The following is a 12,750-nucleotide window of genomic DNA, read 5'->3' on the forward strand; positions in this document are numbered from 1 at the left end:
TCATTTTTTCAGGTGGTACACAAGTGATTCATATGGTCGTATTTGGATTTCCCGGCTAAACTTCGCAGAATCCTTATAATTAGAGAGTAACATCTCACTTGTAAACTCATCAAGATTTAAATGAGAAGGGAGGTGGAATGTCTTTTCTTTTCCATAAAAATTATTAATCACTACTAATTTTTCAGAGCCACTCGACCGAATATAGGCAAATATCTCTTCATCTTTATCCAAAATGAGTTCGAAATCACCATCTGTAATCACATCATATTGTTTTCTTAATTGAATTAGCTTTTGGTAGTGGTAGAAAATAGAGTCTTTATCTTTAACCGCTTGTTCAGCGTTAATTTCTTTGTAGTTAGCTGCCGTACCAATCCATGGTGTTCCAGTAGTAAAGCCAGCGTGTTCACTAGCATTCCATTGTACAGGAGTTCTAGAATTGTCCCGAGATTTTTGCTTTAAAATTTCAAGAATTTCTTGTTCTGCTAACCCTTCCTGTTTCTTTAAGTTAAAAATATTTAAGGACTCTACATCACGATAGTCGTCAATCTTAGTAAAGTTTGGATTCGTCATCCCAAATTCCTCCCCTTGATATATATAAGGGGTTCCTTGCATTAAATGCAGGGCTGTTGCCAACATTTTAGCAGATTCTATATGATAGGTTTGGTCATTGCCGAAGCGTGAAACCACTCGTGGTTGGTCATGATTACACCAGAAGAGGGCATTCCAACCACCACCTTGATTCATCTCGACCTGCCATGTAGATAGAATTTGCTTTAATGATTGAAAATCAAAATCTGCTTTTGTCCACTTATCTCCATTTGGATAATCCACTTTCAGATGATGGAAACTAAACGTCATATTTAATTCTTCCTGATCAGGATTCGTATAACGAATACAATTATCAATGGATGTAGAGGACATTTCGCCAACAGTCATAATATTGTATTTTGAAAAAACTTGCTCGTTCATTTCATGCAAAAATTCATGAATTCTCGGTCCATCTGTATAAAATTTCCGACCATCACTGTCATCTTGAGGGAAGTGCTGATCTTTAGAAATTAAATTAATAACATCCAAGCGGAATCCATCGACACCTTTTTTTAACCAAAAGTGCATCATCTCATAGAGCGCCGCGCGTAACTTATTGTTTTCCCAATTGAGGTCCGCTTGTGTAACATCGAACAAATGAAGGTAACACTGGTCAGTTTCTTGATCGTATTCCCATGCAGATCCACCAAATTTTGATTCCCAGTTTGTGGGCGGTTCTCCATTTTTACCGTCTTTCCAAATATAGAAGTCACGGTACGGGTTATCCTTTGAGGACTTAGCCTGCTTAAACCATTCATGTTCGGTAGAGGTATGATTGATGACGATATCCATAATAATTTTAATATTACGTTTATGAGCTTGTTCCAAAAGCCGTTCAAAATCAGCCATCGTTCCGTATTCTTCATGAATGGAATAATAATCACTAATATCATAACCGTTGTCACGTTGAGGGGATTGATATATAGGGGTTAGCCAAAGAACATCGACCCCAAGTTCTTTTAAATAATCCAATTTTTCAATGATTCCTTGGATATCTCCAGTACCATTTCCGGTCGTATCATTAAAACTCTTTGGATAAATTTGATAAACGACTGCCTGTTTCCACCATGCTGCTGACATACTAAACACCTGCCTATTATTTTTGAATTTCTCTAATGTGGAAAAGGAGGGAGATGGTCTCCCTCCTAAATGGAGTGTCATTTTATTTTTTTAGATTTAACTTTTTAATACCTGTTTTTGCAAAGATGTTAGTTAAAATGAATGGAACAACAATTGCAATCAACATACATACTGCAAACATAGCCATATATTTTGGCTGTATGGATAAGATTCCAGGAAGACCACCGACACCAATTGAGTTAGCCATGACACCTGTTGCTACTGAAACAACACCAGCAATCATGGAACCAATCATCGCTGCTAAGAATGGAAAGCCATATTTTAAGTTAATACCGAACATCGCTGGCTCTGTAACACCTAAGTAACAGGAAATTGCAGCTGGTATTGAAACCTGCTTTTCTTCTTCATTTTTACGATTGATAAAAATCATTGCGAGAACTGCTGAACCTTGAGCAATATTTGATAAAGCAATCATTGGCCACAGATTTGTACCACCAAGCTCACTCATCAATTGGAGGTCAATTGCATTTGTCATATGGTGTAAGCCTGTAATAACTAGTGGAGCGTATGCAAATCCAAAGATTGCGGCAAATAACCAGCCAAACGCAGAAGTTAAACTTGTGTAAACTACATGAGAGATACCAGAACCGATAGACCAACCAATCGGACCCAAAATGGTGTGTGCAATTAATACTGTTGGAACTAATGCGAAAAACGGAACAACAATCATAGAGATTGAGTTTGGAACGATTTTACGTAATCTTGTTTCCAAGAAACCTAATACAATTCCAGCTAAAATCGCAGGGATAACTTGTGCTTGATAACCAATCATCTTAATATGAGCAAAACCGAAATCCCAGGTTGGAATTTCCTTGGCACCTGCAACGCCGTAAGCATTTAATAATTGAGGAGATACTAAGGTAATACCCAAAACGATACCCAAAATTTGCGAAGCGCCCATTTTCTTTGCCACTGACCAAGTGATTCCAACCGGTAAGAAGTGGAATATCGCTTCACCAATTAACCAAAGGAATGAGTGGACACCAGCCCAAAATTGAGAAACTTCAACGATGGTTTTTGTTCCATCTTCGAGTAATTTAATGTCACCGATTACATTTCGGAAGCCCAGGATTAAACCGCCGACTACAAGAGCTGGAATTAATGGAGTAAAAATTTCAGCCAAATGCCCCATCATTCGTTGTAACCAGTTCATGTTTTGCTTTGCTGCTACTTTAGCTTCTTCCTTTGATGTTCCTTCGACGCCAGCAATTTTTACAAAATCGTTGTAGAAACTAGAAACATCATTTCCAATAATAACTTGGAACTGTCCTGCTTGGGTAAATGTACCTTTTACAAGCTGAATTCCTTCGATTTTTTCAACATCAGCTTTTGATGGGTCATTTAAAACAAATCGCATACGTGTTACACAATGGGTAACGGCTGCAATATTTTCTTTTCCTCCAACGTGCTTCAATAAATCCTTTGAAGGTTCTGTGTACTTAGACATTTTTCTTTCCCCCTGTAAATGGGATTGCCCCCATTATTATCTATTTCGTATCTGATATATATACAAGCAGTATTGAGTGCGTTTACATTAGAGGTTTTCCTCTTGTATATACAAGTTGTGAGTACGTTTTCATTCTAACTTGTATATACATGTAAGTCAACAAAGAAATGTTAGATTTATTTTTTATTTGTAAACGACCTTAGGTTCACGCAAAAGTTTCTATGACCTTAATGGTAATATCTTAATATGTCTTTTGTATCACTTTTTGTCTTTACAGCATTAAACCGTTGAATGAATTTTGTGAAAATGGTAAACTATAGATGTTTAAATTCTTCTGAGTTTAGACCTCCTAATTGTTGAGAACTTAGCCTAGACCACTAAGTTCTCGTTTGAACCTTTGAACAATTGTTCAAGGGTTCTTTTTTTTACACAATAAAAAATAGGTTGGAATATTCCAACCTATTCAATCTTCACATATAGAGTCCTGCCAAGAAAATTCCAAGTGTTTTTTGATAAATTTCATCAAATTGGGAAAGAGGGAGAGGGTTTATTCCTTTCCCAATCTCAATTGTAAATCCTGGCCTCCTCCAATCTTGGATAAACCAGTCTTTATATCCAGCATAGCTTTCTATCGTTTTTACAGGCTCATAACCACTTACTCTACTAAATTCATTGACTAATGTCTCTGACTCAGGGGGTTCAAGATTTTCAAATCCCCAGTACATCACTTCACCCTGTGTATGGAACGCGAGCACTCGTGAAAAATCGCGTTTTTTTGTCAGATCTGCCATCGCAATGGCTTCAGGTTCAGAGAGAGGCATTTCACCACCGTAATCCCTTGGCCCAGGCTGATCAGGGTTCCTTGCTTTTTCAAGCTCCCATCTAGCCGGGAATTGATCGTTAAGGTCAACACCTCTAATATTGGCTTTCCATCCAGAAAAATCCGTATTGCCTTTATTGTAGTCAATGACTCTTGTATTCCATGGCGCGCTTGAAGGTGGCCCATGTAAAACGAGATCGACACCATCTGGGTTTACCATTGGTACAATTGATAAAGTGCTTTGCTGGTAAAATCTGCTGGTTGAAAGTCCACGAATGGCAGTGTGGTTTGTTAGTGATAATAGGTAATCATTTATAAAAGTCATAATGATGGGGGTAGTAATCCATTCATTTGCATGGAAAGATCCATTGTAGTGAACCTTCTTCCCACCAGTACCAATCACCATCTCAGGAATACTTTTTCCCAACACGGTTTTTCCTATTGAAGGTGTCTGTAAAAATGGGTAAACACCTTGTAATCGGTTGATATCAGTGATCAAGGTTTGATAGTCGTATTTTTGTCCGCCGTTCACTAATCTCCAGGTTATCCTTAATGGAACTTTAATTGTTTGGCCCACTTTTATGTTAGTAGGATTTATGTTTGGATTAACCAGTTGCAGGGTTTCTAGTGCAAGATTACGATTTTGAGCTATTTTCCATAAAGTATCCCCATGGCGTATTTGATATTCCTGAGCGACAAAACCTGGAATCCGAATCTTTTGCCCAATGGAAAGAGCATTTGCTTGCACGTTCCGATTGGAATCATTAATTAATTGCAAATCTATTTTAAATAACTGACTATAGTGCCATAGAGAATCCCCTTGCCTAACAACAATATCCATGAAGCACCTCCAGTTGAGATTAGACATATTAGTAAAATGTATGCTTCTGAGGATAATTTATTAGGTTTTTATGGTGTCAGGCACCAAATGGTTACATACCCATTACATGTTAGAATCAAATTAGGTAATCGATATTGTCGTTTGCTTATTCAAGGAATCTGCTTTTCCACTCAGGTAATGGCAGCAGGCAGTGATCTTTTTTTCCAAACCATTTATATCGATTATTGGCAATCCATTCGTAAAGTCGGTCACGAAAAAAAGGAGGGACTAACAGGAATATGGATAGCATTTTCCAAAGACCACGTAAATGGGAACTAACTCGTAAAGCGGCAGTGGATTTTACATATATTCTTTTATTATCAATTAAAACAAAGCTATTTATATCGGTTGATAATCCGTGCGTTATTAAAAGGTTTTGACCTGTTCTGCTTTGAAGGGAGGCAAATTTAAACGTTCCGGACGGATCCCTTTTAATAATAAATTGTACGCTTTTATTGCAAAGATTACAGACACCGTCAAATAATATTATTCGTTCCATGGGTTTCACCAACTATTTTTCATTTTTTTTAGCTTACCATATAAGCAACAATAGAACTTATTAAAATATTCGAAACGAATCCGCGTGTTTTACGTATTACTATTTAACTACAAAAAGGGGGCTAGGAGATGGATATTTACACAGGGTTTGATATGTTTTCAATTATGCAGACTATTTTCCCAATATTTTTTATTATTGTCGCTGGAATCATACTTTTTTCCATTATTAGGGGTATAAGGGAATGGAGTTCTAATAATAGCCAACCGCGGTTAAACGTTGAAGCGGTTGTGTTTTCTAAGCGAACACAAGTACGACATGGCGGTAATGATCATCATTCTAGTACTTGGTACTATGTAACGTTCCAGGTTGAGAGTGGCGATCGGATGGAGTTTGGTGTAAATGGTCGAGAATACGGTCAGTTAGCTGAAGGTGATCGAGGAGAACTCGTCTTCCAAGGCACACGCTATCATGGTTTTACTCGAAGACAAGATGGACTGTAAAGTTCACACATATTGCAAAAACACGAAACCTGAAACCAAGATTTTTCGTCTTTATATGTATTAGATTGAATTTAGGGAAGCGAAGGAAGGATACACGGTCGGAAATGGGGTATACAAATATGTGGAAAAATAAATTAAGTGAATTATTAAAGGTTAACTATCCAATCATTCAAGCACCAATGGCTGGCGGTCCAACCTCTCCTGAACTAGTTTCTGCTGTATCGAATGCTGGTGGTCTTGGGATGGTAGGGGCTGGGTATATGAGTCCGGAGCAGTTACAGATACAAATTAAGACTATACGAAAATTAACCGATAAGCCTTTTGGGGTAAATTTATTTGTTCCTTCAACCTACTCAACTAATGTTGATAATCTGGAAAGAGCGATGGCTTTATTACAGCCTATTAAGGATCAATACAATATTACCAATCAACTCACACTTCCTACATTTGAACAAGACTGCAAGACCTTTCTAGAACACATAAACATAATCATTGAAGAAAAGGTACCCATTTGTTCTTTTACCTTTGGGGTGCCCACACAGGAAGTAATCAAAAAGCTTAAGGAATCTTCAGTCATATTGATTGGCACGGCAACAACGGTGCAAGAGGCAATAATTAATGAACAGGTCGGCATGGATGCCGTTGTTGTCCAAGGTGTGGAAGCAGGCGGACACCGTGGAACATTCCATCATGAGGATAAAAGAGGCTTAGTAGGACTGATGTCACTTATTCCACAAACCGCGGATTCTATTCGTATTCCATTAATCGCTGCAGGGGGCATAATGGATGGGAGGGGGATCTGTGCAGCGAACATACTCGGTGCATTAGGTGTCCAAATGGGGACTGCCTTTCTAGTATGTGAAGAAAGCGGCGCACATCCTCTTCATAAGGAAGCTATATTACTGGCAACAGAAGAACAAGCTGTACTAACAAAAGCGTTTTCAGGAAAAATGGCTAGGGGAATAAATAACAGTTTTATAGAAATATTGAACCCATATGAAGATGAACTGCCTGACTATCCCATACAAAATGAATTAACGAAGACAATACGAAAAGCCTCTTCGTCTATGGGGAAAAAGGATTGTATGTCACTTTGGTCAGGACAGAGCCCGCGATTAGCGAAGAGAATTACTGTTAAGGAATTGATGGAAAGGTTAAAACTGGAAATGGATAGTTATTGTAAAAGAAGTTAAACTTGCAAAAAAATGATGGGGATAAGGTATTCAGGAGTCAGTTGGAAAATTTATGTATACACACTATTTTTATGATATTATGAAAATAGTTCGACAAAATATTTATTTAGTAATCTCGTGATTAAAATGATCAATTATTTAAGGGGAGGGACTCGCATGAAAAAAAGTATACAAAAAGCTCCCTACCTATTATTTTTGTTAGTATTTCCAGCTTTGGCCATTGTTTATAGTTTTTTAAATAACCGTTCACATAAAGCCTTTGATATTTCTACAACAGTGGATCAAGTAATTCCCTTTTTGTCGTTTTTTATCATTCCGTATATTTTTTGGTATGTGTATATATTTATGTTTTTAGTCTACTTTTGGTATAAGGATACGAAGGTTTATTTAAGAACATTGCTTTTGATTGTGGTTGCCGAGCTGATCTGCTTTGTTATTTATTTCTTTTTTCAAACCACTGTCTCAAGACCATTCATTCAAGGGGATAACTTTCTTCAAGTGCTAGTGCAGTGGATATATGAAAATGATCGGCCATATAATTGTTTTCCGAGTATACATGTACTTACAACGTTTGCCGTTATGCTTGCATCACTTCACATAAAAAACAAGCATCTCATTACCAATTTATGTATCCACGTAACAGGGTCATTAATTATTATATCCACTCTATTTGTTAAACAACATGTCATTCTTGATATGGTGGGTTCGATGTTTCTTGTTACCTTCCTTTATGGAATTACATTTGAACTGTTAATCTTTCGTTTGGGCGAGAAGTCTGAGCCAGTTTCTCTAAAAAACAAATAGTTCAGTATAAAAAGAGTGTGCATAGACACTCTTTTTGTTTTATAAAGCTTGTTTATAATTCAAACACAAGACAGGGTTTCAAGTCATATGAACGGTTTTAATATGCTGCAGATTTACAAAAACAGGATCTTCTTTTGCACTGATTAATTCTACGAAATTATTTTTAATTCCTTGCACTTTTCCAATTACATTCTCATCTTCACCAATATTGAAGACAATTAATTCGCCAACACATTTCTCAATTTGTACTTCGAATGATCGTGCAAATGTAAGGCCACTTGGATTTACTGGAAGACTTGAGTTACTAAGGCCATATGGCCGTTGGTTACTAGTATAAGGGATTAACCATTTAAGATGGTGAAGGGAGATAAACATCGTTTTATAAATAGGGGAATAAAATACAAAGTAATTATTCATGATACTAATAATATACCCATGTAATGCTTGTTTACTTGTTACATAGATTTCCGTAAATATTCCCTTAGCAGCTGTTAGTGTTTTTCTCAAGGATATCTCTTCATTGTGGTTATAAATTGGTGTAGGCTCATCATTAAAACTAATTTCAGCTATTTCATCATGTTTCAAGAATTGCCAGTTTTGTATATGAACTATAGGTATATATAGATAGTCATTACCATTAAAAACAACCCATAAATCACTACCAATATCTACTAATAAACCACTTATTATTTTCTTTCCCGAAATCTCTAGTTTGATATATTTTCCTATCTTATCTTTCAAGCTCATTTACTCACTTCCTTTCCTTAAATGTTCCATTTACAAATAGAGAAGGGCTGAAGCAGCAAAGGGATTTTTTTAAATTCATCTATGAGGATCTGCCCAGCTCATATTTGTAATAGGACTTGAGGATGCAAAAGATAATTTGGCCCAAACGTTCAACGTATGTTATTTCCATTTCATGTGAGGGTGTGTAATTATAATCTAAAAGTTCTTTTGCTTCTATTTGGCCATCCGGCAAACGGGAAAGCTTTTATTTCATCACGACGGACGGGTTCACCTGTAAAGCGGAATGCTTGTGTTTCTTTATCTTTTTGTTTCCAAACACTCTTAGTATCATTTGTATTCATTTCATGTGTAGTATTTTCTACTTTATTATTGGACCCATTCTGAGACATGCTTGGTTTTGGTGTATGTGGTGCAACTTCGTGTGTTTTTATTGTTTTTACTTCTTTCTTTGGCATTGATAATAGTGGGGCAGGTTTAGGTTCCATTTTAAAGAGAGGGGCTGATTCCATTTCAGGTTTCAAATCTTTTAAAGATTCATCACCATTGGGTTTGATTGTTTTAGGTTCTTCGTTCTTTTTGTCGTTATGACACGTTTCATTTTGTGGTTTCTTTATTTCCACAACCATTTTTGGTGTCATTTCTTCAGAATGATTTTTCTTATTTTTGTGAACTACTTCTTTGGTTTGAGTAACAACTGATTCAACTTTTATTGGTTGTGACCAAATTACTTTTTCTTCTATATCCATTTCCTCGTGTTTCTTATCTGCTACTTTGGATTTCGATTCTGAACCTTTATTCGAAAATGACTTTGTTTTTTGTTTTGATTTGTCTTCTTTTTCTTGGTAGGAATGACAATCTTTATCTTCTTTTGATTCCTCTATTTTATCGTCATCACTTTTGTTGGCTTTATCGCTGCTATTTTTGGTTTCTTTTGCATCTTCCTGTTTAGACTCTTCTTCCTTAATAACACCTTTTAAAATGTTAGAAACATGTTCAACTTTGATTAGAATCCGCTCTTCTCCGTTTATCACAGTTACGAAGTCTTCATCAATGTCACTTAAGACTCCAGTAAATTTTTGTTTGTTGAATGCTAAAATGGTTACCCAGGTATTTTGAAAGGAGTGCAGGAGTTCTTTTAAACTTTGAGTTTTTTGAAAGCTTACTGAAGATAAATCTGCCTTAAACTGTTTTGTGTTTTTTGTGATTGCTTGAATTTTATCGATATTATAATAAAAGATATATTTATTTTCGGTTTCTAGTACAACATGGTCTGTTTCAACACCAATTAATTTTCCTTTATAAACATTCTCACCTACAAAAAGATTTACATGAAATCCTTTTAGTAAATCCAATGCAGCTGAAAATTTTTCTAACCCCATGAAGAATCCTCCTTTAGTTAGTATAGGTCGCTTCTCTTATGGAGAAGCGACATATGGGTTACTCGTTATCGTCCTTTTTCTGATCATTGTCATTATCTGATTTACCAGAGTCATCTTTTTTTCTTTCAACCATTAAGCCGTAGCTTATGTTTCGAATGTGCTTCATGGAGAAACGCACAACTTCTTCCTTAACAATTAGTGAAGCAAAGTGTTTATTGGCATCACTGAGTACACCTTCTAATGATTCAGAGCCGCCACGATTGATTTTTACCCATTGGAATCTGATACTTTCTAAAAGCTTATGAAAGTTTTCAGCTGTTTTAAAATCTAGTTTGTCAGGGATATTTATTCCTAATTTCATATCGTCTTTTGAGCTTTCTGTGACACTTCTGATATGGTTCGTTTTGTAGTAAACGACCCCATCAGTTTCTGTTAGTAGTACAAAGTAATCTTCAAATACGGCAAGTAATTTACCTTTTCTTGATTCTGGACCTCCCCGGTCAACCCTGATTGTTTTACCCACAAATTGATTCATTAATTCTCTATCCATAAAAGTTTTTTCCTCCTTTTATTAAATAAACATTTACACTGCATCTATATGTATCACGGGATGATGTTGTACTAATAAAGTAGCCTTTTTTTCATAATCTGGATAAAAAATAGGCAAAAAAAGGTATATGATACATGACCATATACCTAAAAGTTATATAAGAGTTGATAAATTTTCTTTGAGATACGTACCTCTATTTTTAATAAAGTTAAAAAATACAACTTTCTCTTTCTCGAAGCTTTCTATTGTCGAAGTTAAATAGGGATCTTGATGAAGATGTGCGGTTAATTCATCAAAAAGCCTATTAATGATTGGCTTTTGAACCGAAAGAGTAAAATCATTTTCTAAAATATTTGTAAGTATTTCTTTATACTTTCGTTTGAAATTTGAAAAATGGAGCAACCGACCAGTAAGCGTATTATACCCAGTTATAGGCACATAGTCATAATCTAACAACTTACCATGTAGGTTCCTTCCCCATGTACCATCATAATCCCAAGGTGTTATTTCATATAGATTTGTTTCGCTATTTTTATATAAAGCATAATTATGAATAAATCCGTCATAATTTTGTGTACAAACAGCCCCTGCAACCCATTTTAAATATTTATCCACGTCTAGGTAATGATGAATTTCTTTTTCAAAACTCTCATTCTTATAGGTATTAATCATGGCTATAAATCGTCCTAATTCCTCTAAATCCTCTTTTTTTCCATATTTTATTGTGTAGCCTTGGTCTAAACGAGTTTTAAGTTCATTTTTTTTAGTTAATAGTGAAAAATTTGCTCGGTTATTCGTTGCATAGATAATCGAACCTTCCGGTAAATTCCTTTTTTTAAGAAGAAATTGATCAAAAGATTCTATTTCCAAATATATACCTTTGCAAAATCCGTTTATATATAGAAGAACATGCTTAGAGTGGGGAGAAATAACCCCAATACGATCAAAAAAATCTAGTGATAGTTTGTTTCTTGATATGGAAACATCAGAATACTCAGCATTAAGATGTATTTCATGTGCTCCGTTAAAGGTATAGGGCTTTTGAAATACAATTCGATAAGATCTCTTTTTCTTATCTCTTATCACGTTTCCTCTATAGGAAAGCTTTATATTTAGACGATTATCACCCATTTTTAATACTGCTGGTACTAATTCATCCTCCCATATATCCTTTTCCAATTTCCTTAACCACTTTGGATTAATAAAAATTTCATATTTTAACACGTAAATACCCCTTAACAGTATTTTTTTTAGTTATATGTGTAAAGCGTTGTGGATGTGTATAATCCCAAAAATATTATGTGTCTAAAAAATATATGTTTGTCTATGGCAAATGCGCTAAATTTTCATAAATTGGAATAGATAATATAAATTTTTAAGAAAGTGGTGGAAAAATGGTTTTAAAGCTTGATATTGAGCAATTACTTTCAGAAGCTAAGGAAAATGGGGTAGATGGGTTTTTAAATAATAATCCAGTGGGTAAGAAAAAAGGAGATAAGTCCGGTTCTGGAGGCTCAGGTAAAAGCGGTTCACATGGAAGCAACGGCAGTCATGGAGGTAGTGGGGGTAGTCATGGAGGCAGTGGCAGCCATGGTGGAAGTGGTAGTCACGGAGGTAGTGGCAGCGGAGGCCAAGGAGGAACACAAGGCAGCGGCAGTGATGGTAGTCATGGAGGCAGTAGTGGAAGTAAAGGTAAAAAGGGCAAAAAAGGTCCGAAAGGTAAAAAAGGCAATAGCAGTCATGGAGGCAGTGGCTCTGGCGGTAGCGGAGGAAGTCATGGAGGCAGTGGCTCCGGCAGTAGTGGAGGAAGTCATGGAGGCAGTGGCTCCGGCGGTAGTGGAGGAAGTCATGGAGGCAGTGGTTCAAGCGGAAGCGGAAGCAGCAGTTCATGTGGAAGCGGAAGCAATGGCTCTTGCGGTAGTGGAGGAAGTCATGGAGGCAGTGGTTCAAGCGGAAGTGGAAGCAGTGGCTCTTGTGGTAGTGGAGGTAGCGGTTCAAGCGGAAGCAGTGGCTCAGGGAATAGTGGAGGCAGTCACGGAGGAAGCAGTGGAAGCCACGGCAGTGGAGGCAGTCACGGAGGCAGCCACGGCAGTAGCGGAAGTAAAGGTAAAAAAGGCAAAAAAGGGCCAAAAGGCAAAAAAGGACCAAAGGGCAAAAAAGGGCATGGAAGCCACGGTAGCAGTGGAAGTCACGGCAGCAAGGG

The 12,750-nt window shown here is 36.6% G+C and carries 12 protein-coding genes; 4 read left to right on the plus strand and 8 right to left on the minus strand.

The window, feature by feature from the left end; genetic code table 11:
• From treC to ABES03_RS24175, 4 genes are all read right to left on the minus strand, one after another.
• Entirely contained in the window at positions 1–1,668 is a 1,668-nt protein-coding gene (gene treC, locus ABES03_RS24160; RefSeq protein WP_430121498.1) for an alpha,alpha-phosphotrehalase, read from the minus strand.
• Between the two features lie 82 nt (positions 1,669–1,750).
• Entirely contained in the window at positions 1,751–3,175 is a 1,425-nt protein-coding gene (treP, locus tag ABES03_RS24165; protein WP_430121500.1) for a PTS system trehalose-specific EIIBC component, read from the minus strand.
• Between the two features lie 470 nt (positions 3,176–3,645).
• Complete coding sequence (locus ABES03_RS24170; RefSeq protein ID WP_430121502.1) at positions 3,646–4,836, minus strand: M14 family zinc carboxypeptidase; 1,191 nt, start codon at positions 4,834–4,836, stop codon at positions 3,646–3,648.
• Positions 4,837–4,981: 145 nt separating this feature from the next.
• A complete protein-coding gene (locus ABES03_RS24175; RefSeq protein WP_430121504.1) occupies positions 4,982–5,374 on the minus strand; it encodes a thiol-disulfide oxidoreductase DCC family protein in 393 nt (130 codons plus the stop codon).
• Between the two features lie 128 nt (positions 5,375–5,502).
• Between ABES03_RS24175 and ABES03_RS24180 the strand changes: the two genes are divergently transcribed.
• The 3 genes from ABES03_RS24180 to ABES03_RS24190 all read left to right on the plus strand — a co-directional run bounded on the left by ABES03_RS24180 (position 5,503) and on the right by ABES03_RS24190 (position 7,871).
• The gene (locus ABES03_RS24180) at positions 5,503–5,874 is read left to right on the plus strand and encodes a DUF2500 domain-containing protein (RefSeq protein ID WP_430121506.1); all 372 of its coding nucleotides are present in this window, start codon (positions 5,503–5,505) and stop codon (positions 5,872–5,874) included.
• 119 nt (positions 5,875–5,993) lie between these two features.
• The gene (locus tag ABES03_RS24185) at positions 5,994–7,067 is read left to right on the plus strand and encodes an NAD(P)H-dependent flavin oxidoreductase (protein WP_430121508.1); all 1,074 of its coding nucleotides are present in this window, start codon (positions 5,994–5,996) and stop codon (positions 7,065–7,067) included.
• Positions 7,068–7,223: 156 nt separating this feature from the next.
• Complete coding sequence (locus ABES03_RS24190; protein WP_430121510.1) at positions 7,224–7,871, plus strand: phosphatase PAP2 family protein; 648 nt, start codon at positions 7,224–7,226, stop codon at positions 7,869–7,871.
• A gap of 78 nt (positions 7,872–7,949) precedes the next feature.
• Here ABES03_RS24190 and ABES03_RS24195 read toward each other — a convergent pair whose 3' ends face one another.
• From ABES03_RS24195 to ABES03_RS24210, 4 genes are all read right to left on the minus strand, one after another.
• Entirely contained in the window at positions 7,950–8,618 is a 669-nt protein-coding gene (locus ABES03_RS24195) for a DUF2642 domain-containing protein (RefSeq protein WP_430121512.1), read from the minus strand.
• A 188-nt stretch (positions 8,619–8,806) separates the two neighbouring features.
• Positions 8,807–9,997, minus strand: a complete 1,191-nt coding sequence (locus ABES03_RS24200) for a hypothetical protein (RefSeq protein WP_430121514.1) — start codon at positions 9,995–9,997, stop codon at positions 8,807–8,809.
• 58 nt (positions 9,998–10,055) lie between these two features.
• The gene (locus ABES03_RS24205) at positions 10,056–10,547 is read right to left on the minus strand and encodes a hypothetical protein (protein ID WP_430121516.1); all 492 of its coding nucleotides are present in this window, start codon (positions 10,545–10,547) and stop codon (positions 10,056–10,058) included.
• Between the two features lie 153 nt (positions 10,548–10,700).
• Entirely contained in the window at positions 10,701–11,771 is a 1,071-nt protein-coding gene (locus tag ABES03_RS24210) for a CotH kinase family protein (RefSeq protein ID WP_430121518.1), read from the minus strand.
• 309 nt (positions 11,772–12,080) lie between these two features.
• Here ABES03_RS24210 and ABES03_RS24215 point away from each other — a divergent pair.
• The coding region (locus ABES03_RS24215) for a hypothetical protein (protein ID WP_430121520.1) at positions 12,081–12,750 on the plus strand (670 nt) is incomplete at its 3' end.

The sequence above is a fragment of the Neobacillus rhizosphaerae genome (genome assembly GCF_050477885.1).
Classification (GTDB): Bacteria; Bacillota; Bacilli; order Bacillales; family Cytobacillaceae; genus Neobacillus; species Neobacillus rhizosphaerae_A.

Bases quoted from the DNA above. Each gene is read 5' to 3' on its own strand.
- ABES03_RS24195 (WP_430121512.1), bottom strand. From the start codon at position 8,618: ATGAGCTTGAAAGATAAGATAGGAAAATATATCAAACTAGAGATTTCG.
- ABES03_RS24200 (WP_430121514.1), bottom strand. From the start codon at position 9,997: ATGGGGTTAGAAAAATTTTCAGCTGCATTGGATTTACTAAAAGGATTT.
- treP (WP_430121500.1), bottom strand. From the start codon at position 3,175: ATGTCTAAGTACACAGAACCTTCAAAGGATTTATTGAAGCACGTTGGA.
- ABES03_RS24185 (WP_430121508.1), top strand. From the start codon at position 5,994: ATGTGGAAAAATAAATTAAGTGAATTATTAAAGGTTAACTATCCAATC.
- ABES03_RS24190 (WP_430121510.1), top strand. From the start codon at position 7,224: ATGAAAAAAAGTATACAAAAAGCTCCCTACCTATTATTTTTGTTAGTA.
- ABES03_RS24175 (WP_430121504.1), bottom strand. From the start codon at position 5,374: ATGGAACGAATAATATTATTTGACGGTGTCTGTAATCTTTGCAATAAA.
- ABES03_RS24180 (WP_430121506.1), top strand. From the start codon at position 5,503: ATGGATATTTACACAGGGTTTGATATGTTTTCAATTATGCAGACTATT.
- treC (WP_430121498.1), bottom strand. From the start codon at position 1,668: ATGTCAGCAGCATGGTGGAAACAGGCAGTCGTTTATCAAATTTATCCA.
- ABES03_RS24170 (WP_430121502.1), bottom strand. From the start codon at position 4,836: ATGGATATTGTTGTTAGGCAAGGGGATTCTCTATGGCACTATAGTCAG.
- ABES03_RS24205 (WP_430121516.1), bottom strand. From the start codon at position 10,547: ATGGATAGAGAATTAATGAATCAATTTGTGGGTAAAACAATCAGGGTT.